This is a genomic window from Bacillus sp. FAU18, assembly GCF_056033885.1.
In genome coordinates this window covers 1,034,937-1,059,162 of sequence record NZ_JBVYHZ010000004.1, presented here as the reverse complement: position 1 = coordinate 1,059,162, position 24,226 = coordinate 1,034,937, and the positions used below count along the sequence as shown (strand labels likewise).

The 24,226-nt window shown below is 42.5% G+C and carries 36 protein-coding genes and 1 tRNA gene; 31 read left to right on the top strand and 6 right to left on the bottom strand.

Translation table 11 applies throughout. The features are described 5' to 3' along the window. The first annotated feature begins 92 nt into the window (after nucleotides 1-92). Genes AC0OMU_RS16660 through rhaA form a run of 5 tightly spaced genes read left to right on the top strand, consistent with a single transcriptional unit; the run spans nucleotide 93 to nucleotide 6,090 of the window. The gene (locus AC0OMU_RS16660; protein ID WP_181220078.1) at nucleotides 93-2,162 is read left to right on the top strand and encodes a bifunctional aldolase/short-chain dehydrogenase; all 2,070 of its coding nucleotides are present in this window, start codon (nucleotides 93-95) and stop codon (nucleotides 2,160-2,162) included. 57 nt (nucleotides 2,163-2,219) lie between these two features. Beyond that, a complete protein-coding gene (gene rhaR, locus AC0OMU_RS16655; RefSeq protein ID WP_181220077.1) occupies nucleotides 2,220-2,996 on the top strand; it encodes a rhamnose catabolism operon transcriptional regulator RhaR in 777 nt (258 codons plus the stop codon). A gap of 4 nt (nucleotides 2,997-3,000) precedes the next feature. Beyond that, nucleotides 3,001-4,458, top strand: a complete 1,458-nt coding sequence (rhaB, locus tag AC0OMU_RS16650; protein ID WP_181220076.1) for a rhamnulokinase — start codon at nucleotides 3,001-3,003, stop codon at nucleotides 4,456-4,458. Between the two features lie 17 nt (nucleotides 4,459-4,475). Next, a complete protein-coding gene (rhaM, locus tag AC0OMU_RS16645) occupies nucleotides 4,476-4,790 on the top strand; it encodes an L-rhamnose mutarotase (protein WP_015384478.1) in 315 nt (104 codons plus the stop codon). 25 nt (nucleotides 4,791-4,815) lie between these two features. Beyond that, entirely contained in the window at nucleotides 4,816-6,090 is a 1,275-nt protein-coding gene (rhaA, locus tag AC0OMU_RS16640) for an L-rhamnose isomerase (RefSeq protein WP_015384477.1), read from the top strand. A gap of 40 nt (nucleotides 6,091-6,130) precedes the next feature. On the opposite strand, the gene iolU is transcribed toward rhaA, so the two are convergent. After that, complete coding sequence (gene iolU, locus AC0OMU_RS16635; RefSeq protein ID WP_015384476.1) at nucleotides 6,131-7,117, bottom strand: scyllo-inositol 2-dehydrogenase; 987 nt, start codon at nucleotides 7,115-7,117, stop codon at nucleotides 6,131-6,133. Nucleotides 7,118-7,298: 181 nt separating this feature from the next. Here iolU and AC0OMU_RS16630 point away from each other — a divergent pair, with 181 nt between their 5' ends. The 3 genes from AC0OMU_RS16630 to AC0OMU_RS16620 all read left to right on the top strand — a co-directional run bounded on the left by AC0OMU_RS16630 (nucleotide 7,299) and on the right by AC0OMU_RS16620 (nucleotide 9,567). Then, entirely contained in the window at nucleotides 7,299-8,465 is a 1,167-nt protein-coding gene (locus AC0OMU_RS16630; protein ID WP_015483614.1) for an AI-2E family transporter, read from the top strand. Nucleotides 8,466-8,556: 91 nt separating this feature from the next. Then, nucleotides 8,557-9,387 carry an undecaprenyl-diphosphate phosphatase gene (locus AC0OMU_RS16625; RefSeq protein ID WP_014477785.1) on the top strand — a complete coding sequence of 277 codons (831 nt, stop codon included), beginning with the start codon at nucleotides 8,557-8,559 and terminating at the stop codon, nucleotides 9,385-9,387. A 107-nt stretch (nucleotides 9,388-9,494) separates the two neighbouring features. Further along, nucleotides 9,495-9,567: transfer RNA gene (locus AC0OMU_RS16620), tRNA-Ala, on the top strand. Between the two features lie 112 nt (nucleotides 9,568-9,679). On the opposite strand, the gene AC0OMU_RS16615 is transcribed toward AC0OMU_RS16620, so the two are convergent. The 4 genes from AC0OMU_RS16615 to AC0OMU_RS16600 form a co-directional block, all read right to left on the bottom strand. Beyond that, nucleotides 9,680-10,906 carry a tyrosine-type recombinase/integrase gene (locus tag AC0OMU_RS16615; RefSeq protein ID WP_437368139.1) on the bottom strand — a complete coding sequence of 409 codons (1,227 nt, stop codon included), beginning with the start codon at nucleotides 10,904-10,906 and terminating at the stop codon, nucleotides 9,680-9,682. A 20-nt stretch (nucleotides 10,907-10,926) separates the two neighbouring features. After that, on the bottom strand, nucleotides 10,927-11,430 hold the full coding sequence (locus AC0OMU_RS16610; RefSeq protein WP_131228006.1) for an ImmA/IrrE family metallo-endopeptidase: 504 nt from the start codon (nucleotides 11,428-11,430) through the stop codon (nucleotides 10,927-10,929). A gap of 71 nt (nucleotides 11,431-11,501) precedes the next feature. After that, nucleotides 11,502-12,422, bottom strand: coding sequence for an SHOCT domain-containing protein (locus tag AC0OMU_RS16605; protein ID WP_474241346.1), 921 nt, complete (start codon nucleotides 12,420-12,422; stop codon nucleotides 11,502-11,504). 351 nt (nucleotides 12,423-12,773) lie between these two features. Beyond that, the gene (locus AC0OMU_RS16600) at nucleotides 12,774-13,154 is read right to left on the bottom strand and encodes a helix-turn-helix domain-containing protein (RefSeq protein WP_333518570.1); all 381 of its coding nucleotides are present in this window, start codon (nucleotides 13,152-13,154) and stop codon (nucleotides 12,774-12,776) included. 153 nt (nucleotides 13,155-13,307) lie between these two features. On the opposite strand from AC0OMU_RS16600, the gene AC0OMU_RS16595 reads away from it, so the two are divergent. After that, nucleotides 13,308-13,526 (top strand): helix-turn-helix transcriptional regulator, encoded by a 219-nt coding sequence (locus AC0OMU_RS16595; protein ID WP_024713922.1) that lies wholly within the window; start codon nucleotides 13,308-13,310, stop codon nucleotides 13,524-13,526. Nucleotides 13,527-13,721: 195 nt separating this feature from the next. Here the strand turns inward: AC0OMU_RS16595 and AC0OMU_RS16590 are convergent, their stop codons facing one another. Continuing rightward, entirely contained in the window at nucleotides 13,722-14,105 is a 384-nt protein-coding gene (locus AC0OMU_RS16590; RefSeq protein WP_333518571.1) for a hypothetical protein, read from the bottom strand. A gap of 78 nt (nucleotides 14,106-14,183) precedes the next feature. On the opposite strand from AC0OMU_RS16590, the gene AC0OMU_RS16585 reads away from it, so the two are divergent. The 22 genes from AC0OMU_RS16585 to AC0OMU_RS16480 all read left to right on the top strand — a co-directional run bounded on the left by AC0OMU_RS16585 (nucleotide 14,184) and on the right by AC0OMU_RS16480 (nucleotide 24,220). Then, nucleotides 14,184-14,375, top strand: a complete 192-nt coding sequence (locus AC0OMU_RS16585; protein ID WP_333518572.1) for a helix-turn-helix domain-containing protein — start codon at nucleotides 14,184-14,186, stop codon at nucleotides 14,373-14,375. Nucleotides 14,376-14,440: 65 nt separating this feature from the next. Further along, the gene (locus tag AC0OMU_RS16580) at nucleotides 14,441-15,214 is read left to right on the top strand and encodes a phage antirepressor (protein ID WP_474241345.1); all 774 of its coding nucleotides are present in this window, start codon (nucleotides 14,441-14,443) and stop codon (nucleotides 15,212-15,214) included. 110 nt (nucleotides 15,215-15,324) lie between these two features. After that, a complete protein-coding gene (locus tag AC0OMU_RS16575; protein ID WP_474241344.1) occupies nucleotides 15,325-15,894 on the top strand; it encodes a helix-turn-helix domain-containing protein in 570 nt (189 codons plus the stop codon). Beyond that, nucleotides 15,891-16,148 carry a YqaH family protein gene (locus AC0OMU_RS16570; RefSeq protein ID WP_032722314.1) on the top strand — a complete coding sequence of 86 codons (258 nt, stop codon included), beginning with the start codon at nucleotides 15,891-15,893 and terminating at the stop codon, nucleotides 16,146-16,148. Before AC0OMU_RS16575 ends, AC0OMU_RS16570 begins: the two co-directional genes overlap by 4 nt. Nucleotides 16,149-16,322: 174 nt before the next feature. Further along, on the top strand, nucleotides 16,323-16,526 hold the full coding sequence (locus tag AC0OMU_RS16565; protein ID WP_041351361.1) for a YqaI family protein: 204 nt from the start codon (nucleotides 16,323-16,325) through the stop codon (nucleotides 16,524-16,526). A 102-nt stretch (nucleotides 16,527-16,628) separates the two neighbouring features. Further along, entirely contained in the window at nucleotides 16,629-16,817 is a 189-nt protein-coding gene (locus AC0OMU_RS16560; protein WP_474241343.1) for a hypothetical protein, read from the top strand. Then, the gene (locus AC0OMU_RS16555) at nucleotides 16,817-17,767 is read left to right on the top strand and encodes a YqaJ viral recombinase family nuclease (RefSeq protein ID WP_474241342.1); all 951 of its coding nucleotides are present in this window, start codon (nucleotides 16,817-16,819) and stop codon (nucleotides 17,765-17,767) included. Before AC0OMU_RS16560 ends, AC0OMU_RS16555 begins: the two co-directional genes overlap by 1 nt. A gap of 2 nt (nucleotides 17,768-17,769) precedes the next feature. Beyond that, nucleotides 17,770-18,612 carry a recombinase RecT gene (locus AC0OMU_RS16550; protein WP_474241341.1) on the top strand — a complete coding sequence of 281 codons (843 nt, stop codon included), beginning with the start codon at nucleotides 17,770-17,772 and terminating at the stop codon, nucleotides 18,610-18,612. Nucleotides 18,613-18,778: 166 nt separating this feature from the next. Beyond that, nucleotides 18,779-19,483, top strand: coding sequence for a DnaD domain protein (locus tag AC0OMU_RS16545; protein WP_474241340.1), 705 nt, complete (start codon nucleotides 18,779-18,781; stop codon nucleotides 19,481-19,483). Continuing rightward, nucleotides 19,368-20,219, top strand: a complete 852-nt coding sequence (locus tag AC0OMU_RS16540) for an ATP-binding protein (protein WP_474241339.1) — start codon at nucleotides 19,368-19,370, stop codon at nucleotides 20,217-20,219. The genes AC0OMU_RS16545 and AC0OMU_RS16540 overlap by 116 nt, the downstream gene beginning before the upstream one ends. Further along, on the top strand, nucleotides 20,212-20,349 hold the full coding sequence (locus AC0OMU_RS16535; RefSeq protein ID WP_474241338.1) for a hypothetical protein: 138 nt from the start codon (nucleotides 20,212-20,214) through the stop codon (nucleotides 20,347-20,349). The genes AC0OMU_RS16540 and AC0OMU_RS16535 overlap by 8 nt, the downstream gene beginning before the upstream one ends. A gap of 93 nt (nucleotides 20,350-20,442) precedes the next feature. Further along, nucleotides 20,443-20,829: a YopX family protein gene (locus AC0OMU_RS16530; RefSeq protein WP_474241337.1), complete on the top strand. Its 387-nt coding sequence runs from the start codon at nucleotides 20,443-20,445 to the stop codon at nucleotides 20,827-20,829. Between the two features lie 135 nt (nucleotides 20,830-20,964). Beyond that, entirely contained in the window at nucleotides 20,965-21,423 is a 459-nt protein-coding gene (locus AC0OMU_RS16525) for a DUF1064 domain-containing protein (protein WP_474241336.1), read from the top strand. A 119-nt stretch (nucleotides 21,424-21,542) separates the two neighbouring features. Continuing rightward, nucleotides 21,543-21,710 carry a hypothetical protein gene (locus AC0OMU_RS16520; protein ID WP_367386965.1) on the top strand — a complete coding sequence of 56 codons (168 nt, stop codon included), beginning with the start codon at nucleotides 21,543-21,545 and terminating at the stop codon, nucleotides 21,708-21,710. A gap of 81 nt (nucleotides 21,711-21,791) precedes the next feature. Then, nucleotides 21,792-21,998 (top strand): XtrA/YqaO family protein, encoded by a 207-nt coding sequence (locus AC0OMU_RS16515; protein WP_474241335.1) that lies wholly within the window; start codon nucleotides 21,792-21,794, stop codon nucleotides 21,996-21,998. A gap of 32 nt (nucleotides 21,999-22,030) precedes the next feature. After that, on the top strand, nucleotides 22,031-22,315 hold the full coding sequence (locus tag AC0OMU_RS16510; RefSeq protein WP_474241334.1) for a hypothetical protein: 285 nt from the start codon (nucleotides 22,031-22,033) through the stop codon (nucleotides 22,313-22,315). Beyond that, the gene (locus AC0OMU_RS16505; protein WP_474241333.1) at nucleotides 22,312-22,563 is read left to right on the top strand and encodes a hypothetical protein; all 252 of its coding nucleotides are present in this window, start codon (nucleotides 22,312-22,314) and stop codon (nucleotides 22,561-22,563) included. The genes AC0OMU_RS16510 and AC0OMU_RS16505 overlap by 4 nt, the downstream gene beginning before the upstream one ends. Beyond that, nucleotides 22,560-22,964, top strand: a complete 405-nt coding sequence (locus tag AC0OMU_RS16500) for a hypothetical protein (RefSeq protein WP_474241332.1) — start codon at nucleotides 22,560-22,562, stop codon at nucleotides 22,962-22,964. The genes AC0OMU_RS16505 and AC0OMU_RS16500 overlap by 4 nt, the downstream gene beginning before the upstream one ends. Next, nucleotides 22,964-23,221 (top strand): hypothetical protein, encoded by a 258-nt coding sequence (locus tag AC0OMU_RS16495; RefSeq protein WP_041850212.1) that lies wholly within the window; start codon nucleotides 22,964-22,966, stop codon nucleotides 23,219-23,221. Before AC0OMU_RS16500 ends, AC0OMU_RS16495 begins: the two co-directional genes overlap by 1 nt. Nucleotides 23,222-23,224: 3 nt before the next feature. Then, nucleotides 23,225-23,638, top strand: coding sequence for a hypothetical protein (locus AC0OMU_RS16490; RefSeq protein ID WP_474241331.1), 414 nt, complete (start codon nucleotides 23,225-23,227; stop codon nucleotides 23,636-23,638). A gap of 109 nt (nucleotides 23,639-23,747) precedes the next feature. After that, nucleotides 23,748-24,086, top strand: a complete 339-nt coding sequence (locus AC0OMU_RS16485; RefSeq protein ID WP_474241330.1) for a BC1872 family protein — start codon at nucleotides 23,748-23,750, stop codon at nucleotides 24,084-24,086. Beyond that, a complete protein-coding gene (locus AC0OMU_RS16480) occupies nucleotides 24,083-24,220 on the top strand; it encodes a hypothetical protein (protein ID WP_474241329.1) in 138 nt (45 codons plus the stop codon). The genes AC0OMU_RS16485 and AC0OMU_RS16480 overlap by 4 nt, the downstream gene beginning before the upstream one ends. Nucleotides 24,221-24,226 lie beyond the last annotated feature (6 nt).

Here is a 24,226-nt window from a genome sequence, read left to right as displayed (position 1 = left end):
AAACAAAAATAAACAAAAACAATTCAAAAACAAACGGAAATCATATATAATGAAAACGGATACAAATAAAAGGGGATGGAGGAATATCAAATATGGTGAAACATATATGGGATTCAGAGCGAGCTGCACAGCTGCCTAAAGGTGTAGAGGAATTGGTGTACAGGTCCAATCTGATCGGGTCAGACCGCACTGTCTGCAACTGGGGCGGGGGGAATACATCTATGAAAACAACGGGAAAGGATTTTAGAGGCCGTGAAATAGAAGTCATGTGGGTAAAAGGAAGCGGTTCGGATTTGGCAACAATGAAAGCGCATAACTTTACCGGTTTGAAATTAGATGATATCCGCCCGCTGATTAAAAGGGACCAAATGCCAGATGAAGAAATGGTAGATTACCTGTCTCATTGTATGATAGACAGCAAACATCCCCGCCCTTCAATTGAAACGCTATTACACGCTTTTCTGCCATACAAACATGTTGATCATACCCATCCAGATGCGATTATCAGCATATGCTGTGCAGATAATGGAAAACAAATCGCTGAAGACATTTATGGAAACCGGTTTGTATGGGTGCCATACGTCCGTCCTGGATTTACTTTGTCTAAAATGATCGCTGAAGGCGTAGCAAACAATCCCCACGCCGAGCTTGTATTAATGGAGAAACACGGCTTAGTCACTTGGGGAGAGACGTCTGAAACATGTTATCAAAAAACGATATCCATCATTCAAGAAGCCGAGCAGTATATTAACGATCGTATCAATCAGCATGAGGTATTCGGAGGCAAAAGGTATCAGCCGCTGCCGGAGGATAAAAGAAAACAAATCTTGGCAGGCATCATGCCTGTGATCAGAGGAGCAGTAAGTGAAGAAAAGAAAATGATCCTTTCCTATGATGATCATGACGACGTCTTGGAATTTGTAAACAGTGTCCAAGCGCCAGCACTTTCGCAAATCGGTGCGGCATGCCCGGATCACCTTGTTCACACAAAACGGGTTCCGCTGTACATTGATTGGAATCCGGAAACTCAAGATGTGCACAAGCTTGCGGATCTGATCAAGTCAGGAGTCGAGACCTTTACATCAGAGTATCAGGCTTACTTTACACGCAATCAGCAGGATGGGGATCAAATCTTTGAATCCGCCCCGCGGGTGATATTGATTCCTGGAATTGGAATGGTGAATACAGGAAAAAGTTATGCCATGTCTAAAGTAAGCGGGGCTTTATATCGGAGGGCCATCGCCGTGATGAAAGGAGCAACCGCTCTGGGGCAATTTGTTTCTTTACATGAAAATGAATCCTACCATGTCGAATATTGGCCGCTCGAACTATATAAACTCACGCTGGCCCCGCCGGAAGCAGAATTTTCCCGAAAAGTCGCGTTGATAACTGGAGGAGCCGGCGGAATCGGCAGTGCAGCATGCCGCCGATTTGCAGCTGAGGGAGGGCACGTGATCGTAGCTGATCTGAATATAGAAGGTGCACAGAAAATTGCCGGGGAAATAAACGATGCATACGGAGAAGGACGGGCAATGGTTGTCAAAATGGATGTGACAAAGGAGGAAGACGTACAGTCAGCTTTTGAACGAGCGGCGCTTGCTTACGGCGGCATTGATATCGTCGTCAATAATGCCGGGCTGGCCACATCAAGCCCATTTGACGAAACAAGTCTAAAAGAATGGAATCTTAATATGAATGTTTTAGGAACAGGCTATTTCCTTGTAGCCCGTGAAGCGTTTAAACAGATGAAACAGCAAAATAGAGGCGGAAGCATGGTATTTGTCGGATCGAAAAATTCGGTTTATGCGGGCAAAAACGCCTCTGCCTACAGCTCTGTTAAGGCGCTTGAAACCCATTTAGCAAGATGCATCGCAGCAGAAGGTGGAGAATTCGGCATTAGGGTCAACTCCGTTTTGCCTGATGCAGTTCTTCAAGGATCGGCAATCTGGGGTTCAAGCTGGCGGGAGGAACGAGCCGCGGCGTACGGGATTGAACCAGATCAGCTGGAGGAACATTACCGGAAACGTACAGCATTGCTCGTCAATATTTACCCGGAGGATATTGCCGAAGCCATTGCATTCTTCGCTTCTTCCAAAGCCGAAAAAACAACGGGCTGCATGATTACGGTAGACGGCGGCGTCCCTGCTGCTTTTACGCGTTAGAAATATGCTAAGATAAAAAATATAAGATGGACTACGATATGAGGAAGGGCGTTACTGATGCTAGTAGCAGAACGGCAGCAAAAAATAGTGGAAATAGTGAATACGCGTTCAAGCATCCGCGTTTCCGAATTAAGTGACATATTTTCAGTCACAGAGGAAACCATTCGGCGTGATCTTGAAAAGCTTGAAAAAGAACATAAACTGAGCCGGAGCCACGGAGGAGCGGTCAGTATTCAGCAGAAGGAATCAGAAATTCATTTTTCTGAACGGGAAATCACGAATGTCATCGAAAAAAAAGCTATCGCTCACGAAGCGGCCAAATATGTAAAAAGCGGAGACCGAATCATTCTCGATGCAAGCACAACCGCCTGGTACATGGCGAAAATACTCCCTGACATTGAGCTCACCGTGATTACAAACTCAATGAAAGCAGCTATTGAACTCAGCAATAAAGAAAACATATCAGTCATTTCAACAGGCGGCATTTTGCTGGAAAAATCATTATCGTTTGCCGGCCCGTTAGCAGAGCGTTCACTTGAGACCTATCATGTCAATAAAACCTTTCTGTCATGTAAGGGATTTGACGTACACAACGGGATGAGTGATTCAAATGAGTGGCAGGCGCTGCTCAAAAAACGGATGATCGAAAGGTCGGACCAGACCATTTTGATGGCCGATTCAAGCAAATGGGGGAACCGCGAGTTTTCACATATAGCCTCGCTGCAAGATGTCAGCCGCCTAATTACGGATTCTGGACTTGATCCGGCATCGGTAAAAGCTCTTGAGGACAAAAAGGTGAAGGTGACAGCTGTTCCTCTTTCGAAGAGAGGGTGAAAGAATGATTTATACTGCCATTGATATAGGCGCATCAAGCGGGAGAATCATGGTAGGTGAACTGAATGAAGGGAAGCTTGACATACAAGAGATTCACAGGTTCGCTAACGGTTTCAGTCAAAGAGACGGGCATTGCTTTTGGGATATTGATCATTTGCTAAAACAAATCCTGCAAGGACTGCAAAAAGTAAAGACGCTTGGGTATGAACACTGCACCGTAGGCATTGATACATGGGCAGTCGATTATGTCTTACTGGACGAAAAAGGCGATCGGTTGCGGGAAGCAATCTCCTACCGTGATAGAAGAACAGATCACACAATAGACAAACTGGAACATACCCTCTCAAAAGCCGCAATTTATCAAAAAACAGGAATACAATTTCAGCCTTTCAACACGATCTATCAATTGTATGAAGAAGACCGTGAGCTGCTGAAAAAGACAGACAAAATTATGATGGTTCCTGATTATTTAGGCTATTGTTTAACCGGAAAAGCTGTAACGGAAATCACAAACGCGTCCACAACACAGCTTTTAAACGCCTCAACGGGAAATCTTGATCCTGAATTGCTTGAAGCCGTGTCCGTTCAGGAACAGCAATTTGCGCCGCTGACTGAACCGGGGTGTGAGCTCGGGAAGCTAAGAAATGAGTGGTTCCCGGATTATGATCTCCCGGCGTGCAAGGTGATGACAGTCGCAACACATGATACGGCCTCGGCCGTCATTGCGGCGCCAGGCGTACATGATGGCTGGGCGTATATCAGCAGCGGAACATGGTCGTTAATCGGGATTGAAAACAAAACACCGATAATAACTGATCTTGCTTTAGAAAACAACTATACAAATGAACGCGGCGCAAACAACACCATTCGCTTTCTCAAAAACATTATCGGCATGTGGGTGATACAAGAAGTCAGACAGCAGTTACAAGCAGATTATTCTTTTCAGCAGCTTGCAGAAGAAGCCGAAAAAACAGAACCATTCCAGCAATTTATAAACTTAAATGATAAACGATTCCTGAATCCAGAAAACATGATAAAGGAAATACAACATTATTGCAGACAAACCCGCCAAAAGACTCCTCGCACTGCAGGCGAACTTGCCTGCTGCATCTACAGCAATTTAGCCATCATCTATGCGATTGCCATCAAAGAGCTGGAAACGATCACAGAAAAACAGATTCAGCAGCTTCATATCATCGGCGGCGGAGCCCGAAATGACTTCTTAAATCAATTAACGGCAGACATGAGTGGAAAAGCGGTATATGCAGGGCCGATAGAGGCAACTGCCACCGGAAATCTTTTGATGCAAATGATTGCTGCCAAAGAAGTCAAAGGCATAAAAGAAGCCCGGCAAGTCGTCAGAAATTCCTTTCCGATCAAAGTGTTTACACCTAAAGACATTGACAGAAGCACGATCATTCAGTCCTTTCAGCAAACTGTTTTGAAAGCGCTATCTCAATGATGAAGAGGTGAAAAGGTTTGAAAAGAAAAGCCAGTATCATGTTTGTCCATCAAGACAAGTACGAAGAATACAAACAGCGGCATGATGACATTTGGCCTGAGATGGCCGAAGCACTCAAAGCTCATGGAGCACACCATTATTCCATTTTTCTAGACGAGGAAACAGGCAGGCTTTTTGCATATTTAGAAATAGAGGATGAAGAGAAATGGAGAAAGATGGCGGACACAGAAGTTTGCCAAAGATGGTGGAAATCGATGTCGCCATTAATGAAAACAAATTCGGATTTCAGTCCTGTTTCGGTAGATCTAAAGGAAGTTTTTTATTTGGATTAAAAAACTGATAAAGGGAGAGAGCCGTATGACCATAAAAACCAATTATGACAGTGCAAAACAGGCATATGAAAAATGGGGAATTGATGTTGAAGAGGCGCTTCGGCAATTAGAGCAAGTGCCCATTTCGATCCACTGCTGGCAGGGTGACGATATTGAAGGCTTTGAAGTAAATAAGGGCGAGCTTTCAGGCGGAATTGACGTGACCGGCAATTATCCCGGAAAAGCGCAAACTCCTGAAGAATTAAGAAGAGATTTGGAGAAGGCTCTTTCTCTCATTCCTGGAAAGCACCGCGTAAACCTGCATGCGATATACGCAGAAACAAACAGGGAAGCGGTAGAACGTGACGAATTGAAGCCGCAGCATTTTGAAAACTGGGTGAAATGGGCAAAAAAACTTGGTCTCGGTTTAGATTTTAATCCAACCTTGTTTTCGCATGAGAAAGCGGCTGACGGACTCACCCTTTCACACCCTGATCCGGATATCAGAGAATTTTGGATCAGGCATTGCATCGCGTGCCGCCGTATCGGGGAATACTTCGGGAAAGAATTAGGAACACCTTGCTTGACGAATATTTGGATTCCCGACGGCTATAAGGATATCCCGAGTGATAGGCTGACACCGCGTAAAAGACTAAAAGAATCACTGGATCGGATCTTCGCAGAGGAGATCAGTGAACAACACAATCTTGATTCAATCGAGAGCAAGCTGTTCGGGCTTGGCTCCGAATCATATGTTGTCGGATCTCATGAATTTTATTTAGCTTATGCTTTGACGAATCATAAGCTTTGTTTACTTGATACAGGCCATTTCCATCCGACTGAGACGGTATCAAACAAGATTTCGTCCATGCTGCTTTACACAGACAAGCTTGCCTTGCACGTATCTCGGCCTGTTCGTTGGGATAGCGACCATGTAGTGGTTTTGGATGATGAATTGAGAGAAATCGCTCTTGAAATTGTACGAAATCAGGCTCTTGAGAAGGTCGCCATCGGTCTGGATTTTTTCGATGCCAGCATTAACCGTGTAGCCGCCTGGACCATCGGAACGAGAAATATGATCAAAGCTTTATTGTATGCCTTGCTTCTCCCGAACGGCTATTTAAAACAATTGCAGGAAGAGGGCCGCTATACAGAAAGGCTGGCCCTGATGGAGGAATTCAAAACATATCCTTTCGGAGCCATCTGGGATTCCTACTGTGAGCAAATGGGCGTTCCGGTAAAAGAGGCATGGCTTCATGACATCAAAGAATATGAGCAACAGGTGCTTTTAAAAAGGAAGGCATCTTCTCCGATTGTCTAATAAAAAATCCGCCGCGGCATTTGCGCGCGTGCGGATTTTTTTAAGCTTGATCAGCAGGGTATATAATCCCCATTTGCTTTCTTGCTTCTTCCATAATTTTTGCGGTGGTCAAAGACCGTTCAAATGTATTCTCTTCAGATTCTTGCTTATTCTCTTTTATGAGCGTGACAAATTCTTCTGCTTCATAGAACATCGCCGGTTTAGGATCAGGAATCGAGATGTTTTCTAGGCGGCCGTCCCGGTAGCGGATTTCAACACGTTCAGGCCGGTGAATTGTATCGATTACAATCGTCCCGTCTTCACCCTGGATTTCCGCTGGGGCATAGGAAGTAGAGATTTTGGAATGCATCAGAACGGCTTCGAACCCGTCGTAAGACAGAATGACAGTTCCTTCTCCATCCACTCCGGAAGATAAAGCATATCCGTTTGCTTTTACATCCTTTGGCTCGCCAAACAACACAACAGCCGGATAAATACAATAGACGCCAATATCCATTAATGACCCATTGGAAAGCTCAGGCTGAAACGCATTCAAAACAGTTCCGCTTCTGAACGCGTCATACCGTGAGGAATACTGGCAGTAGCTTGCGGTAAATCTGCGGACAGTACCGATTTTATGCAGGTGTTTTTTCAGCTCTTTGAAATTCGGCAGGAAAGTGGTCTTCATTGCTTCCATGAGAACAACGCCGTTTGCCTTAGCCGCTGAGATCATCTCTTCTGTTTCTTTTGTATTCGAAGCAAACGGCTTCTCACAAAGCACATGCTTGCCATGGTTCATAAAGAGAACGGCTTGTTCCTTATGAAGAGCGTTCGGGCTCGCTATGTATACGGCATCAAAGCAATCGCTCGCCGCCATTTCCTGAAGGTCTGAGAAGGCATGCGCAGCGTTGTGTTTAGCAGCAAACTCGGCAGCGCGTTCAGCCGATCTTGAATAAACAGCAGTCAGCTGAAAATCTTCGATATCCGCTGCTGACTCAAGAAAGCGGTCTGTAATCCAGTTGGTTCCTATTATTGCAAAACGTATCACTCGTATCGCTCCTTTTGTATGATATAGCTAAATTATAGCTTAAAAAGAACAAAATCACATGATAGATATAAATAGAATGTTAAAACCGTGAAAGCTTTTCCAGCAATTAACGGTTTTTATTTTTCATTATAGGGACGATAGTGTACAATTTAATTAAACTATGTATGACGGAGGAACGATAGTGGAGACGTTGCAAACATGGAGCGGCAGATTCAAGCGATTCTTCTTGGACAATAAGTTTGTTTTATTTTTGCTTGTGCTGCTGCTGATTGGTTTAAATATTCTAGTATTTACAAAAACATCATTTATTTTCACCCCGATTATTGTTTTGCTCAAAACGATATCACTTCCGATTATTTTGACAGGCATTGTTTTTTATCTGTTAAACCCGGTCGTCGATTTCCTTGAGAGAAGAAGAATAAGAAGAATCTATTCTATTTTACTGTTGTATCTATTGATTATCGGGCTGATCACGATCACAATCGTGTCCATCATTCCCTTTTTAAAAGAACAAATTATGAGTTTAATCGACAACATCCCAAGATATGTGGATATCGTTGAAAATCAGACGAAACAGCTGATCGGCAGCAACTTCGTCAATCAGGCCCAGCAAACGACGAACATCAATATATCTGATCTCGCAACAAAGGTTTCAGATCAGGCAGCGACAATTGTGAACAGTACCTTTACCGGCGTTGGGAATTTTATCGGCGCCCTGACTGAGATTATCATTTCAATCGTTACGGTTCCGTTTATCCTTTTCTATTTGTTAAAGGACGGAAAAAAATTGCCGGTCTACATACTGAAGTTTGTTCCGACGCAATTGAAAGAACAGACATACACAGTCTTAAGCGAAATGAATCATCGGTTAAGCTCTTATATCAGAGGCCAGATCATTGTCAGCTTCTGTATCGGGTTTTTGCTGTTTATCGGTTATTTGATTATCGGGCTGGATTATGCTTCATTGCTAGCCGTCATTGCGGCTTGTACTAGCATCGTTCCATATTTAGGGCCAACGATTGCCATTACGCCTGCGATTATCATTGCCATAGTGACATCGCCGCTCATGCTGCTTAAATTGGTGATCGTTTGGACCATTGTTCAGCTGATTGAAGGGAAGCTGATCTCTCCGCAAATTATGGGAAAAAACCTTCACATCCACCCTATCACAATTATTTTTCTGCTGTTAACAGCTGGCAAACTGTTTGGCGTTGTTGGAATCATTCTTGCCATTCCGGGCTATGCAGTTGCTAAAGTCATTACGACACATTTATTTGACTGGTTTAAAATGCGGTCACATTTATACGACGAAGAAAAAAATGAAAATGCGCCGGGTCATAAAGTGTGATTTTCGTTTATAGTTATATAAGACGGGCTTTCCATTTATGGAAAGCTCCCGTTATGTAAAAAATAAATGTCTAATGGGGAGAATCAAAATCATGACTCTATGGGAATTGTTTGTAGCCGCCATTTTAGGAATCGTAGAAGGATTAACAGAGTACGCGCCGGTTTCTTCGACAGGACATATGATTATAGTAGACGACATCTGGCTTAAATCAAGTAATCTGATGTCAGAAGAAGCTGCTAACTCATTCAAGGTGGTTATTCAGCTAGGTTCCATTTTAGCAGTAGCTATCGTGTTTAAAGACCGAATTTTAAACTTACTCGGCTTGAAAAAAAATATCACAAGCGACCAGGAGCAGGGACATAAATTAAGCATTGCCCAAATTGCCGTCGGACTCGTGCCTGCAGCTGTTCTCGGCTTTTTGTTTGAAGATTACATTGATGAATATTTATTTTCCGTTAAAACTGTGGCCATCGGTTTAATTGCCGGGGCAATCCTGATGCTTTTTGCTGACTGGGTCAATAAGCGGAAAACAGCGACAGACACTCTCGACCGCATTTCCTATAAACAGGCGATAGCAGTCGGCTTATTCCAATGTCTTGCCCTTTGGCCGGGTTTCTCGCGTTCGGGTTCAACCATTTCCGGCGGTGTTATTCTCGGATTAAACCACCGAGCGGCAGCCGACTTTACGTTTATTATGGCGATGCCGATCATGATGGGAGCCAGCTTTCTAAGCCTCGTGAAGCATTGGGACAGCTTAAGCTCGGATCTGATGCCATTTTTCATCGTCGGCTTTATCTGTGCCTTTGTGGTCGCACTGTTTGTCGTCCGTTTCTTCTTAAGGCTGATTAACAAAATCAAACTTGTCCCATTTGCAATCTATCGAATTATTCTCGGTGTGATTTTACTTTTGATCATGATGTAAGTCGAAAAATAAGGCTCTTTTCCGAGCCTTATTTTTTCTGTCAATTCGAGAGGAAACAGCTTGTTTTTCAAAAAAAAATCATCTATAATAAACATGACGTTACATACGGGGCCATAGCTCAGCTGGGAGAGCGCTACGCTGGCAGCGTAGAGGTCAGGGGTTCGAGCCCCCTTGGCTCCATACCTGTAAACCCTTATTCTATAAGGGTTTTTTTGTTTGTCAGGAACAGAGCCAAATACCCAAAAAAGCAATTGGGGACAAATTGGGGACCAAAATTTTATTTTGGGGTCATTTAGTTGCTTTTCACCTTCAAATTAGGGTTAAATTGATCAAAATATTGAGCTGTCTCATTTTCAAGTTTCTCGGTAACGTGACCGTAAATATCAGATGTAATTCGTCTGCTTGCGTGACCGGCACGTTTTTGAATTGCACTCATATTTTCGCCGGCTTCTATTAGGAGAGCCACCATCGTATGCCGCAGATCATGGAGCCTAATATTTTTAAGCCCATACTTCTTTTTGATTTTAGCCCACTTTGCAGTAGGGGTAGTGTAGTAATATGGCTTTCCTGTTCCACTATGAAAGATGTATTGATTGTCCTCGCCTTCCCAGGCATCACCGAGCATAAGTTTTTCTTTCTTCCACATGCGATAATACTTTGCTAAATCCTCCATATAGAAATCTGGCATTTTAACAAAACGTTTGGAACTGCGAGATTTAGGTGCCTTTACAAGCGGCTGCCCGTTGACTGTTTTAGATATTGAGCGATTTACATAGAATCCTCCTCTGTCCCAATCCACATCCAAGTGCCATTGAAAGGCAAGTCCTTCACCACGCCGCAAACCGCCAATCATTGCACCCAAAAAGTACAAACGCCATTTAATATCAATCTCATATAAAACTCGAATACATTCTTCAGCTTCATCAGTCTGAAAATACTGCATTTCTTTTGGTTCCACATGTGGCTGACTCAACCCCTCCATAGGGTTGTCTTTAATGAGTTTCCATTCTTCTGTAGCTGTCTTGAACATTGCCTGTAGCGTTTGAAATACATCAAGAATTGTTCTATCACCGAGCCCACCAGGTTTCCCATCTTTTCGAGCCCCATCTTTAGATAAATCATCTATAAAATCAACAACGTGCAGTGTTTTTATTTTGTCTATTTGTTTATGCCCAAATGCAGGGAGGATGTGGTTGTGTAAGTGACCTGAGTGTTTCTCGGATGCTTTATAAGAGTAAGGTTTTCCACTTTTATTAAAGAGTTTCTTTTCAACCCATTTCTCCGCAAATGATTCGAAAGTTGCTTTTTCAGGAGCAATATACTCGCCGGCCTCTACTTCAATTCTGAAACGGTGCAGCTGATCTTCGAGATACTCCTGTAGTTTCCGTTTAGACTTTAATATTTTGGGATCTTCGATACGAATCGATTTCTTTTTTCTATCTCTTTTACCGTTTGCGTCATAACCATTTTCGACTATTAATCTAAAAGATTTTTCACTGCGTCTTTCAATACTAGCCATGTGACTACCTCCTTGTTCTATTAATTTAGTTGATAGAGCTTTTGATGCCAGAGAATAGAAAACTGTTTTCTTTTGTACATTTCAAGCCGTTTAGCTGCGAAAGGGTATGTGACGTTAAATGTATCCCCAATTAACTTTATAGCCTCTGATTGCATGCGCGGCAACGAAATCTTTTCGAGCATGAATGTTGGTACACAAAAGTGATACATGAAACTATTGGCTTGATATTCTTGAAGCTCTCTAAACATTCTATTCATATTAAATTGGTTTCCGGCATGCTTCAGCACGTGGGCGAGTTCGTGAACGAAGTCTTGCCATTGCTCTTGTGGTGAAGCCCGAATATCCAAAACCATGCTGTAAAGACCATTGATACAAAACATGCTGCTATTAGCTTTCTCATAATGAATCCATATCTTAAAAGCAGCGGCAATGCGTTCAAGATCTATATTTTCAGGGGTAAGCATATTTAATTTTGTATAAATCTTTTTTACTTCTTCTTCAAGATGCGATAACTGGATTGTCATAATAAACACCACCATATGAGAATATATGTTCTGTTTTTGGTGTGAAAGAAAAGCCCAAGGAAAAAGGGCAATTATAAATTAAGTAATTGTTTCTTTTTGATTTCATATTCTTCTTGAGTGATAGCATCCATGTCCAATAATTCTTTATATTTTTTCAACTCATCGGCTGCTGAAATACTTGGCGCTGGTGCAGATGCCGCAGTTGCTGCCGATTGTGCTGGCGCAGACTGATGTTCCTCGATATACTTTTGAATTTCTAAAACCATTGGTAATTCATCTTTTATAAATACAAAAGAATTATCATCCTGAATAGCATCCCATAATCCACTTGTTTCATTTGCAGCTGGGGTCAAAAATTGAAAATAACCAGATGTGACTAAACCAGGTTTTTTAATTTGAACACCCGTTAATTCACTAATTCTGTATGATTTCTCACCACTGTAACCACGTGTAATGGTGTTGACTGCACCTTTTCTGGCAACTCTTATAAAGTTGCCATCCAAAGTAACTGTTGTTTTGGCAGATTTAAAGTAGTATTCCTTAATGTTCTTCTTGAGTTCTTCTTGTTGCTGTTGGTGTTTCTCTTCGTTGCCAGCTATTTTTGTTTCCACAAACTTATGAAGCCCTTCGATGTCGCCTTCTGATATTGAATTGATGTTTAGACTGCCATCAACTGTTTGCAAATCGATTTTATATCCAATCATAGGTTTTCGGTTGATTGAAATCTTTATAATCTCTTCATATGACCATTGCGTTACAACAGGTTGCTTTTTCTTCAAAACAATGAAATATACGACATTTTCAGTTGCGATAAAAAGCCCCCAAGATGAGTCACCTTTCATGCACCCGCAAACGAGTTCATGAATTGTCTCGCTCTTTTCATCAAGTATAGTTTTTGCTGCTTCATATGTTTTCACAAAGTTTTTAGAGGCTTTCATCGTTTTTTTAAATTGACAATTATAAACCTCACCATTTTCAAATAAAAATGCCAACTGTAATTTCCCCTTTTTATAAAAAAATGTCATCAGAAAATTAAAAGAAGATACCCGTTTTTTTGGTACACCAATGGGATACGGTTAGGAAACCAGTGGTACACCATTGGGAGACGAGCATTTCTTCAACCCCTTGATACATAAGGGGTTAACCACTTGTAATTTTTAACATTGGTACACGGATGGAATTACATTAGTTACCATTAGACTTTTTTGGGAAACTTCTATTAATAACTAAATAACTAAAGAATAACTAAATCATAAAGATAATTATTGCAAAAGTGTCGTTATATCATTATTTGTATCATTTATTGGTAATAAAAAAATGCAATACTTTTGCTTTAGGGAATTTCAATCGTTCTCCGTATTCGGAGATTTACGACCTTTCGCTTTTTCTTTCTCCTTCAGATAGTTGATAAAATCAATTGCTTGTCTGCGAGCTTCTTCAGAAAAATCAGCAGCATCTCTAAAGGCAATTTGTAAATCTGGATCATTTAAAGCAGTATAAGGAGTTTTCTCCTCGCGTATAATCGGTTCAGATTCTTGATCTAACAAATAGTCAATTGTTACTTCAAAGAAATCGGCAATTTTTTTTAAGGTGTCATAATCGGGTTGCCGGTGTCCTCTTTCATAATTTGCATATGTACCTCTATGTACTCCGATTTTATTAGCCATTTCTTCTTGTGTTAGTTTTTTTGATTTTCTAAGGGTTATCAGTTTTTTATTAAACATGTGGACACACCTCTTCAAAAGCAATTATAACGTGTCAAAATGAAACATAGAAGTAATGTGTCAAAACGACGAAAAAAGTGTTGACAATGCGTCTTATCGACGATATTATAATAAACAAGTGATTCGATATGACACACCAAGGAGTTGATAATATTGAGAAAATGGTTAATTAACCGACGGGGTAAGCAAAGCCAAGAATCTGTTGCTGACAAAGTACAGCTTTCCCGTGGGGCATATGCCAATATCGAATTAGGAAAGAGAAATCCTTCGGTGCAAGTTGCTAAAAGGATTGCAAATGAGTTGGGTTTCGAATGGACGCTTTTTTTTGAAGAAGAAGTCGTCGATACGAAACAAAAATCATATACAGCATAGGAGTGAGAAAATGAAACAAATTAACGAAAAAGCCACCGCAGTAACGGCGGCTAGTGATTCGGATAATGCATGTACTAATTGTGGTAGAGCATGGAGTGGGAAATTAAACTTTTGTGGAGTGTGCGGGAATCGACTAATTCCTTACTCACAGTTAAAACAATTTTTCCCTAACAGACGTTTTGTGAGAGTAAATTATTAAGATAATTCATCCAATTTTCGTCGGTTTCTCCAATCATCTTTTCGGGATATATCAAGTTCGGCAAAAAAAGAAGTAATATCTTGAAAAGTATTTTCAATTGTACCGCCTTTAGTGTCTAACTGAATTTGTTTAAGAGCGGTACTAAACAAATGTATTTTAGTTTGTCCATCCTCATCTTGAAATGAAAGATCGCCGGCAAGATGATAAACATTATTCTCATCAGGAATATAAATTCCAATCATTTGGGATGAAACATGAATGCTAAGAATTATTTTGTTTGGAAAATCAATTAACATGGTACCTGATTTTCCATTAGCGAATCTAAACCATTTACCTGAGATTGTCTCTACCAATGTACTTCCATCTTGAAAATCTGACATAGTCAACACCACCTTTCTATCAAGATTTTACCACATAAGAGATTGGAAGATTATTTAGACAGAATAGGAGGTTACGAAATGACACGCAACACAATGACTGTCCAAGAAGCAGCTGAATACCTTGGTGTTCACCACGACACGATTTACGCAATGGTTCGAGAAAAGCAAATTCCTCACTTCAGAGTGCGCACACGCATTTTCTTCACTAAACACAACATAGATGCGTGGATCGAAGCACAAGAACAAGCAAATATGAAACAAGCGCAATAGCAAGGGACCTACTGAACGAAAATTTCCGTTTAGTGAATGACAACTCTTTCTAAGGAGGTTCATGAATGAACGAATTACAAAAAGTATTCAATTATCAAGATCAGCAGGTTCGGACAGTTGTAAAGGATGGACAACCTTGGTTTGTCGCAAAGGACGTCTGCAATGTACTAAATCATTCAAATCACAAAGTAGCGGCGTCCCGGCTCGACGAAGACGAGGTAAGTAAAGTTTACCTCACCGATTCATTAGGCCGTAATCAAAAAACAACCGTTGTCAATGAAGCTGGTTTGTATTCACTTATTTTAACTAGTAACAAACCAGAGGCAAAACAATTCAAAAGATGGATCACTCATGAAGTCATCCCGACAATCAGAAAAACGGGCGGCTACGTTGCAAATGACGAGTTATTCATCCAAACATATTTGCCACAGGCAGATGAAAATACAAAGCTGCTTTTCAAAACTACTCTCCACACTATGAAAGAGCAAAGCAAGCAAATTGAAACCATGAAACCGAAAGTGATTTTCGCTGAGGCGGTTGAATCATCTGAGTCCTCTGTGCTTGTTGGTGAGTTAGCGAAAATCATCCAGCAAAACGGTGTAGATATTGGGCCAAACAAATTATTTCAATGGCTGCGCGACAATGGATATCTGATTCGAAAAAAGGGTGAATCATTTAATCTCCCAACCCAACGCAGTATGGATATGGGGCTGTTCGAAATTAAGAAAAGAACTGTAAGCAATCTTGACGGCTCTATCAGGACCACACGCACACCAAAGGTAACCGGTAAAGGTCAGATTTATTTTGTGAATAAATTTATGTCATCTCAGTCTGCTTAAATTAACTCACTCCACAACTTTGAGGAGTGAGGTGTAGATCTCCACAATTTTGGGGAGATTCATTAATTAAATTTTACCAATTAAAACTAAATATATCAGGGGGCAAACATATGTCGAACAATCCATACAATATGGACAATTTACCAAGCATTCTCAGGCGGGAACGCAAAAGGGCAGGATTATCACAGTATCAAATTGGCAAGGTGATTGGGAATAGAGATCAATCGTATGTCTCCAATGTCGAAAACGGTATTTTTCCTTTAACGCCTGAATTGTGTATCAAGTGGTTTGAAGCTTGTGGGGCTTATGAACATATCGACCTCGTACATTTCTTGTTTAAGCTTCATCCAACAGCAGCGGCGCCTATTGATCCAGCATTAAATGAGAGCGCAAGTAGTGCAGTTATCAATATGATTCATCAGCTCGAAGAAGCATTACAAGCTACAAAGCATTTGGCGCGTTGGCTGGCAAATGATCGGCCCGGAAGGTCAGATGATATACCGATGGGGGACATCAAACAAATATTTGATCTGATCCCAGCAAATAAAACGCTGATTTATTCATTAGTGCGGAGTCATGGTTTAAGCATGCAAGAGCTGGCCGATAGGTGGACGCGCAAAGCATTAATGGATCGGGTTGCAATGGCAAAACAAGAAGAAAGAAAGGCGGTTTTAGTATGAAAACTAATCAATTTTTGAAGTCAGATGTAAATGCTGCAAAAAGAAAAATTGAATCAGCGGAAGAGCTTTCTATTATGCTTTCAGAGGCATTACGTGATGGTGATTATGAAGAGGCAATCAGTCTCGCCGGGAGTATCAAAGTTCTTACTGAGGATATCAGCCGACTGGCTAATAAAGGGCGGTTGTATGAAACAGCTATGAAAATGCAACAGCGGGGCATCAATTTGGCAGTGATAAGTAGGTGTTTGGGATGAATCTCAGAAAATTTGAGCTCGCGGCAAGCTTCTTGCGACATGCCCAAAAGGCGGCATATTCAGAGGAAGATATCAAAGGTGCCGTGAGTATTCTTCATAAGGAATTTTACTCATTAGAGAATGCAATCGAAAGTCTTGCAAAACTTGCTAAAGCAAACGAAGGAGCTGAGGAAAATGGAAGTCGAGAACCCGATGATTCTGAACAACTGGCATGACGGGCTGACTGAGCCAGAAACGCAAAAAGATTTTTTCGGGGATGAAGTAACACCTTTCGATGATTACGTGATAGATAGCGCTGAGGGTGAAGTCATCTTGAGGGAAAACCTTGAGCGGTACCTAAAGGAGCATCTTGGTTTTGAATTTAAAAATGAGCAATAAAAAAGCCCACTCTGGCAAGTGGACTTAATTAAAGGCTATCTGAAAACTCATATAACAATATTCTACCAGATAGCCTCAAGAAAATCAATGGAGGTTTTATACATGGCTAAAGCAGTAAAAGTGGCATTCAGCGAGCGTGCGGAGGATCAGCAACGTTTAAGACAGGTCGGCGGTTCAATTGTATACGCCAAAAACGGTAAAGCGCAGTTTAGTTTCCCTTCCATGGATCACTATCGGGAATGGCAGCGGCTTGGTGCGGAAGAGTACAAAAGAAAGGTGGGGCTGATCTGATGCAAGCAGAGGTTTTCGCTTCGACAGCGGACATGAGTCGGGACGAATGGCTTCTTGAGCGACGGAAGGGCATAGGTGGTTCAGATGCTTCCGTAATTTTAGGCATAAACAAATGGCAAACACCGTTTGAATTATGGCTAGACAAAACAGGCCAAGTGCCTGTGAGCGAATCTGGCAGTGAGGCTGCTTACTTCGGCTCACTTCTTGAAGATATTGTTGCAAAAGAGTTTGAGATACGCAGCGGTAAAAAAGTAAGGCGGAGAAAAGCAATGCTCAGGCATCCTAAGCACGATTTTATATTGGCGAATGTTGACCGAATGATTGTTGGTGAAAAAGCCATATTGGAGTGCAAAACGACATCGGCATACAACCTTAAAGAGTGGGAAGATGACGAGATTCCTGACAGCTATATTGTTCAGGTCCAACACTATCTAGGAGTGCTGGGGCCTGAATATAAAAAAGCATATTTTGCTGTACTGATCGGCGGCAATAAATTCGTTTGGAAAGAGATTGAGCGCGATGACGAGCTCATTGCGATGATCTTTCAGGCTGAAATTGAATTTTGGAATGAAAAGGTCTTGGGCGGAAAGGCTCCGGTTCTTGACGGTTCGAGTGCTGCAGAAGAATATCTCAAGCAACGTTATGCCGAAGCAGAAGGCGGTAAAGTCGTTGATCTCACATCTGATAATAAAACACGTATTCAGCAGTATTTACAGCTGAAAGAGCAGATCAACCAGCTGTCATTGCAGGCAAAGGAATTAGAAAACCAGATCAAACATGAAATGAAGGAAGCAGAATATGGATTCATCGGAAACTATCAAACTAGCTGGAAGTCAGTTTCAACTAATCGGATCGATAGCAAGAAATTGAAAGAGCAGTTTCCAGATGTATACGAGAAAGTCACAAAAGAAGTGCAATTCAGGCGCTTTGGAATTAAGGAGGTTAGCTGAATATGGCTACAATTCAAACGCTTAAAGACAACATTCAGAAGAAACAAAACAGTGCCCCAGGACAACAGCAAGGAACAACGATGAAGGGCCTGCTTTCTTCTCCGGCAGTCATGAAACGATTCGAAGAAGTTTTGGGGAAAAGGGCGTCTCAATTCACAGCGTCAATCTTAAGCCTATACAGCAGTGAAAATACTCTTCAAAAGGCAGACCCTATGAGTGTAATTTCATCAGCTATGGTGGCGGCAACGCTTGATTTGCCAGTGGATAAGAACTTGGGTTATGCCTGGATCGTTCCGTATAAAGGCCGCGCGCAATTTCAGCTTGGTTACAAAGGATACATTCAGCTTGCTTTGCGGACGGGCCAATATAAATCTATCAATTGCATACCGGTTCATGAAGGAGAATTGCAAAAGTGGAATCCGTTGACCGAGGAAATTGATATTGATTTTGAAAAGCGGGAATCAGATTCGGTTATTGGTTATGCTGCTTATTTTGAGCTTTTAAATGGATTCCGAAAAACTGTCTATTGGACAAAGGCTCAAGTTGAGAAACACAAAAAGAAATTTAGTAAGTCGGACTTCGGCTGGGGCAAGGACTGGGATGCGATGGCACTCAAAACCGTTCTAAAATCCATGCTCAGCAAGTGGGGGATTCTCTCAGTTGAAATGCAAAAGGCAGTCATTGAGGATAACGAGGAACGCGAGCGAATTGACATTACTGACGAAATGACTGAGCCAGAAATTATTGATGCGGAACCATCCGAGGAAAAACCAAGTGCGCAGGATGCTGATCCTTTTGACGGCAAGCCTGTAGACATCAGTGACAATGACCTCCCATTTGATTAAGGTCAGCATCCCCTTCTGTTACAAGTGGCTGACGGAAGGGGCGCCCAATCGCCCGCAGCTGTTCCGTGCTTATGTCGAAGGCTATCTAAAGACAAATGAACCTGGTTTACGTTTAGTCCGCATCAGCGGAATGACAGCACTGTGTGAAAGGAAGTAGGTGAGCGGCATGGATATGGAAGGTTGGGGTTATGTTATTGTCCCTTCTCGCCAATTTACAAACAGGCGCGAAAAGATGATTTATATGTGCTTACTCGAAGAGGCTGCTTTCGCACCATTTGGATCTCTAAAGATTGGAGAAGCGATGATCAACGTTGCTGAATTGGCGAGAGAAGCTTCCATTGACGTAAAGAAGGTGCGTTATTCGCTCAGTAAGTTAGAAGAATCAGGCTTTATTAAAACGAGGCGCTTGAAGCAGAACAAAGGGATTATTGTCACCATTGTTGATTATGTAAAGCTTCAAAACACCAAGAATTACGGGAAGAAATCGGAGCCGGCACAGGACGAAACGTCAGCACAAGAAAAGCAGCAGGAGGATGAGAAGAAAATGAAGAGTAACGCATTTGCATTTTTCGAAGACGAGGGGTTCGGCCTTCTATCATCGTTCATGGCTGAGAAGCTTAATAGCTTGATAGACGATTATGGCGAAGATAAGGTGCTGGAGGCAATGAAAGAGGCAGTAACGCGGAACGCTCGCAATCTGGCCTATGTACAGCGCATTCTCCAGTCAAACAAGAACAAAAGTAAGGAGTGGCAACATGGAAACACACAAAACGCAAAGTACGGACGCGGCAATGGCAGCAATACTGAAAAAGCTTCAGGAAAGGTCAGCCCAATTTTCGGCGGGGTCGGCCGGGTCAGAAGAAAAGGCTGATTATGAATGCCCTAAATGCAAAGATCAGCTCGGATACATCGAGAACAGAGACGGCTATGAAGTTTGGGTCCGGTGCAACTGCATAGAACGCCGGCGCACCCGGAAACTGATGAACTCTAGTGACATAACTGCTGAATTTGAGAAGTTGAAGTTCAAGAATTTTATAACCGAAGGAAAGCCAGCTGTCGTGAAAGACACTTACGATACTGCGGTGGAATACTACAAAGACTTTGACAGCATTCGCGGCACCCGAAGCAACAGCATTGCTTTACTGGGACAGCCAGGCTCAGGGAAAACGCACCTGTTAACAGCTATTTCAAACAAGCTGATCAAATCAAAGAACATCGCAGTTCAGTATTTTCCTTACGTGGAAGGCTTCAACGATCTGAAAGATGACTTTGACAAGCTTGAAGAAAAACTTAATCGCATGAAAGAGGTTGAAGTGCTATTCATAGATGATCTGTTCAAGCCTGTGTACACAAACACCAAAGAGGGACGGATTAAGAAACCACGGGCAACCGATTGGCAGGTGGAGCAGACATACTCAGTCATCAATTATCGGTATCTGAATCATAAACCGGTTCTTATCTCAAGTGAATTGGACATCGAAGAGCTGGTGGATATTGACGAGGCACTTGGCACCCGGATTTATGAAATGTGCGCTGACTATTGCGTGATCATCAAGGGCGACAGAATGCAATTAAATCATAGATTGGCAGGGTTGAGAAATGGATGAAAAAACGAATGGGATCGGCGGCATTTACATGTTCGGGCCTACTGAACAAAAGGGCGGCAAGGACCTCACACCGGCTATTCGGGTGCTTGAGGAAAAGATCAGACAAATGGAGCTGATGCGCAGTGCTTAAAGCGGTGATCCTGCTGCCGGCCATCATACTGACGGCGCCAGCAAAAGAAAAGCAGATTCAGCAATGGGAAGAGAATGACGGGAGGTAAGGAGAATGAGGGAAATTAAGTTTCGTGCTTGGATAAACGAAGAAAGCAGTTGGCATCGTGATAGCGGAGTGGATACGCCTTGTATGGAGTATGATTTTGCCTTCGAAGAATACATGACGGTTAATCAGGAGCTTTATAAAATGCAGGCAGATAATCATATTTTGATGCAATACACCGGATTGAAGGACAAATACGGCCGAGAGATTTATGAGGGGGATGTAAGAGAAGACAGACGAGGCGACATATTCACAGTTGTTTATGAAAATGACTTTGCTTCGTTCGTTGCTAAATATAACAACAGGGGAAGGGTTCCTCTTGATATATGGGGTGTAGATTCTGAATTTCTCGGAACAGTCTACGAAAACCCTGAGCTATTGGAGGCGGCAGAATGATGCCAAGATTCTTCTGGGGATTGGCACTGCTAAATTGGAATATCGGCTTTGAAATCCTTTCAGTTGGCGGGATGCGGTTTATAAAATGCTCATTCCTTCCTCTTACACTATTAATCAGAATAGGGGAGGCATCACATGCCAGTAAATAAATACGGCGCCAGAAAAACACAGGTGGACGGAATCACTTTCGATAGCCGGGCCGAAGCCAAATACTATGAGCAGCTTAAATGGCTCAAGGTGAGCAAGCAGATCAAAGATTTTAAGCTGCAGCCACGGTTCCTGCTGCAAGAAGCATTCAAAAAGAACGGCAAAACTTTTCGGAAGATTGAATATATTGCAGATTTTGAGGTTCATAACTTGGACGGCAGCATCGAGATCATTGACATCAAGGGCGTGGAAACAAAGGAATTTGCCATCAAACGCAAGTTGTATGAGCGGCTTTACGATACGCCACTCAAGGTGCTGGCTCTGGATAAGTCACTCGGCTTCATCGAGCTGGACGAGCTGAAAAAACTCAAAAGAAAGGCGGGAAAGTCCACTGTTAAACGTGGTAATCGCAGACGATCGGCCGTTGTGGGTGCAGGAAGAAGATAAGCTCATGGCCTGTATGACACGTTGCTCTCAGTTTAAGGCATGCGCCAGCCGAATGGGTTCTGATTGCAAGAAGCTCGGCGGCACGGAAATACCCAAAATCAATTCAGGAGGTAGATACCATGGAACAACAAAACATCAATCCTTACCTGCCAGGACCGGTTGAAGAGTGGAAGATGACGCCGGAACAGCTGGCCGAATACGTGAAAAAGCATCCGATCGTTTACCGGGAGGATCTGAAGCCATCGCCAACATTCACAATGGCTGGATGGAAACCGGACCACTATTAAACACAAAAAAAGCACCGAAGCGTTAGCCCCGGAGCTTTGATATGAACTGGTACTTCTATCATAGCACAGGGGGCGCTAAGAATGTACAACCCAAGAGAAATTAATTTAAGCAAAGATACAACAATTGAACAGGCAATTGAGCCGGGCAAAATACAGATCATCGTTTTAGACGGGAGCCAGGGAACCGCACATGTCTTGGAAGCCCCGGAACACGGCAAAACAATCATTCAAACGGCTAAGGGCAGCTTTGCTCGAGTCGATCACGAAATAGGTTACAAAATCAAATAGCAGGGGCTTTCCCCTGCGGGGGAGGAACGGACATGAAAGAGAGAATTGAACGTCTGAAAAAACTGACATACATTCCACAGAAGGAAATTGCTTGGCTTATTGAGCAAGCTGAACTGGCTGCTAAGCAGCAGGAAATCATCGAGGAAAACAAGCGCCAGCAGGAAGTAACGGTTCATCAATTCCGGCAGGCTCAAAAGGATATTCAGCAACTAAGCGGCGATAGGAAACGATACAAACAGGCACTAGAGAAGATCATTACCAATCTCAATTTCGCGATAACAGTTGCCCAAAATGAATTGGAGGGTGATGCGAAATGAGCGGATTATCACAGGACCAAATAAACGTCGATTTATTCAATGAAGTGCAACGTCTGAAAAAGGAAAAGCAGCACGATCAGGAAGAGAATCAGCGGCTTAAAAAGGAGAATGACAGTTTTAGAAAAGCCTTTCATCTGTTCGCAAATATGAAAACAGTGAGAACGGCGCCTGAATTAGTAATTCAAAGCTATTCCCGATATGCGAAGGAGCTTCTTGAAGGCAGAGGAATGGAGGGTGATGCGGAATGAAAATTACAGTAGACAAAAAAGTGAAGAAGTTCTATCTAGCCCTTAGTAATACACATAAGCCAGAGGATGGCAAATGGAAGCCGGCGGTTGGTCATGAAATTCAAGTTGGAAAATATCGTTTCTGTGCCATTCCATCGTTTGATCATATTAACGTATCAGAGGTAACAACCGGACTACAAGTTCTTAAAATTCCGATGACCTCTAAAATCTATCAGATGACACTCAACAAAGAAGACACGTTGAAATTTTTCGAGAGCGTTGGTAAGGATTTAATCAAAATCATCAATAAGCACAGTACGGCTGTTTTTGATAAATGTCTCATGGAGCAAAGAAAGCACACGTTCAGCAGGCTTGGCGAAATGCCACCGGTTGAGGTTTATGACATGGAGGAGGATGCATAATGATCCCTTTACAAGTTGAGCTTCAGCGGGCAGTCAAAGCCACGAAAGATGAAGCGATGACAGTTGAGCAGGCGGCGGAACTTCTAAAAGTACATCCAGATTACATACCAGTGCTTGTGGCAAAGTCAGACGATCTGAAAATGATCGGTGATGAAACAATCATTGCAAAGCGTGATAAGACGAATGGCTGGCTCATCGGGGCGATGGTTTTGGTTTTATTCTTTGCAATCGCAGTTCTGCCGGGGATAGGGGGTTAAGATATGGCGACAACTGAGCAAATAAAACGCATGAACGATATTAATGATCTGATAAAGCTTATCGCAAGCACAGACAGACGTACTTTCTACTGTAAGTCAAAGAACCGGATAGCGTATTTCAGATTTAAGAAAAAATTGTTCTTTGTTGATGATTACACGGGAGATGATGTTTACCCGTATGAATTGGGATACGGAAGTTCAAACGGCTTTTCGCATGGAGGCAACATGTGGCAACTGGTCAACAGCTTTCGAAAGTTCATAATGACAGGGAAATACGGCGAGCTGAGGGATTATAAAGAAATATGGGCATACAGCTATGAAGGATGTATGAAGATTCGTCAGAAGGCGAAGGAGATCGGTTTCATTGAAAGCGTTGATTACGCCTACAGTTTTGATGAATGGGCTGATAGTAAATGATCGAGTACAGCTGCCCTGAATGCGGTCACAACGAATTAGATATAAAAATCCGCCCAGATGCACGCTGCCCGAAATGCGGCTGCAGTATGGGCGTTGAGGAGGAAATAGCGTGAAAGATACAAGAGAAATTGACCGATTGATTGCTGAAAAGGTAATGGGTTGGCAAACTCAAACGTTTCCTAACATCGGTGTTACATCTGCCTACACAGAGGATGGAGAATTGACCATTCCGGAGCAATTTTCTCCGACCGAAAACCTTGACCAAGCTTGGTCCGTAGTGGAGAAATTCAAACTTGTGAAAATAGATAGAGATTCAAACAGAAGGTATGCGCCCTACCTTGCAGTAATACCGACAGAGGAACGCGTTTTCACAGCTATTGCTGAAACGCCTCAAATGGCAATTTGCATAGTGGCTTTGAATGCCTGCGGTACCGAGGTAAAACAATGAAACAAGATTACAGGCAGGCTTTCGAACAAGCATTGGCTGTCTTCCGTGAAAAGTACGGACCGGAAAAAGGCGGCATGCTGCTGATGTGTCATGTGCATGAATTTCTACAAAATACCGTCGGCGGGCGGAAATAAGGGAGA

Excerpts from the sequence above, each read along its gene's own strand:
- AC0OMU_RS16660 (WP_181220078.1), top strand. The coding sequence starts at position 93 with ATGGTGAAACATATATGGGATTCAGAGCGAGCTGCACAGCTGCCTAAA.
- AC0OMU_RS16600 (WP_333518570.1), bottom strand. The coding sequence starts at position 13,154 with ATGTTTAATAAAAAACTGATAACCCTTAGAAAATCAAAAAAACTAACA.
- AC0OMU_RS16495 (WP_041850212.1), top strand. The coding sequence starts at position 22,964 with ATGATCCCTTTACAAGTTGAGCTTCAGCGGGCAGTCAAAGCCACGAAA.
- AC0OMU_RS16550 (WP_474241341.1), top strand. The coding sequence starts at position 17,770 with ATGGCTACAATTCAAACGCTTAAAGACAACATTCAGAAGAAACAAAAC.
- rhaB (WP_181220076.1), top strand. The coding sequence starts at position 3,001 with ATGATTTATACTGCCATTGATATAGGCGCATCAAGCGGGAGAATCATG.
- AC0OMU_RS16580 (WP_474241345.1), top strand. The coding sequence starts at position 14,441 with ATGAACGAATTACAAAAAGTATTCAATTATCAAGATCAGCAGGTTCGG.
- AC0OMU_RS16480 (WP_474241329.1), top strand. The coding sequence starts at position 24,083 with ATGAAACAAGATTACAGGCAGGCTTTCGAACAAGCATTGGCTGTCTTC.
- AC0OMU_RS16555 (WP_474241342.1), top strand. The coding sequence starts at position 16,817 with ATGCAAGCAGAGGTTTTCGCTTCGACAGCGGACATGAGTCGGGACGAA.
- AC0OMU_RS16560 (WP_474241343.1), top strand. The coding sequence starts at position 16,629 with ATGGCTAAAGCAGTAAAAGTGGCATTCAGCGAGCGTGCGGAGGATCAG.
- AC0OMU_RS16610 (WP_131228006.1), bottom strand. The coding sequence starts at position 11,430 with ATGACAATCCAGTTATCGCATCTTGAAGAAGAAGTAAAAAAGATTTAT.
- AC0OMU_RS16545 (WP_474241340.1), top strand. The coding sequence starts at position 18,779 with ATGGATATGGAAGGTTGGGGTTATGTTATTGTCCCTTCTCGCCAATTT.
- AC0OMU_RS16505 (WP_474241333.1), top strand. The coding sequence starts at position 22,312 with ATGAGCGGATTATCACAGGACCAAATAAACGTCGATTTATTCAATGAA.
- AC0OMU_RS16510 (WP_474241334.1), top strand. The coding sequence starts at position 22,031 with ATGAAAGAGAGAATTGAACGTCTGAAAAAACTGACATACATTCCACAG.
- AC0OMU_RS16520 (WP_367386965.1), top strand. The coding sequence starts at position 21,543 with ATGGAACAACAAAACATCAATCCTTACCTGCCAGGACCGGTTGAAGAG.
- AC0OMU_RS16590 (WP_333518571.1), bottom strand. The coding sequence starts at position 14,105 with ATGTCAGATTTTCAAGATGGAAGTACATTGGTAGAGACAATCTCAGGT.
- AC0OMU_RS16500 (WP_474241332.1), top strand. The coding sequence starts at position 22,560 with ATGAAAATTACAGTAGACAAAAAAGTGAAGAAGTTCTATCTAGCCCTT.
- AC0OMU_RS16615 (WP_437368139.1), bottom strand. The coding sequence starts at position 10,906 with ATGGCTAGTATTGAAAGACGCAGTGAAAAATCTTTTAGATTAATAGTC.
- AC0OMU_RS16625 (WP_014477785.1), top strand. The coding sequence starts at position 8,557 with ATGACTCTATGGGAATTGTTTGTAGCCGCCATTTTAGGAATCGTAGAA.
- AC0OMU_RS16540 (WP_474241339.1), top strand. The coding sequence starts at position 19,368 with ATGGAAACACACAAAACGCAAAGTACGGACGCGGCAATGGCAGCAATA.
- AC0OMU_RS16570 (WP_032722314.1), top strand. The coding sequence starts at position 15,891 with ATGAAAACTAATCAATTTTTGAAGTCAGATGTAAATGCTGCAAAAAGA.
- AC0OMU_RS16490 (WP_474241331.1), top strand. The coding sequence starts at position 23,225 with ATGGCGACAACTGAGCAAATAAAACGCATGAACGATATTAATGATCTG.
- AC0OMU_RS16585 (WP_333518572.1), top strand. The coding sequence starts at position 14,184 with ATGACACGCAACACAATGACTGTCCAAGAAGCAGCTGAATACCTTGGT.
- AC0OMU_RS16535 (WP_474241338.1), top strand. The coding sequence starts at position 20,212 with ATGGATGAAAAAACGAATGGGATCGGCGGCATTTACATGTTCGGGCCT.
- rhaR (WP_181220077.1), top strand. The coding sequence starts at position 2,220 with ATGCTAGTAGCAGAACGGCAGCAAAAAATAGTGGAAATAGTGAATACG.
- AC0OMU_RS16515 (WP_474241335.1), top strand. The coding sequence starts at position 21,792 with ATGTACAACCCAAGAGAAATTAATTTAAGCAAAGATACAACAATTGAA.
- rhaA (WP_015384477.1), top strand. The coding sequence starts at position 4,816 with ATGACCATAAAAACCAATTATGACAGTGCAAAACAGGCATATGAAAAA.
- AC0OMU_RS16575 (WP_474241344.1), top strand. The coding sequence starts at position 15,325 with ATGTCGAACAATCCATACAATATGGACAATTTACCAAGCATTCTCAGG.
- AC0OMU_RS16525 (WP_474241336.1), top strand. The coding sequence starts at position 20,965 with ATGCCAGTAAATAAATACGGCGCCAGAAAAACACAGGTGGACGGAATC.
- AC0OMU_RS16530 (WP_474241337.1), top strand. The coding sequence starts at position 20,443 with ATGAGGGAAATTAAGTTTCGTGCTTGGATAAACGAAGAAAGCAGTTGG.
- AC0OMU_RS16565 (WP_041351361.1), top strand. The coding sequence starts at position 16,323 with ATGGAAGTCGAGAACCCGATGATTCTGAACAACTGGCATGACGGGCTG.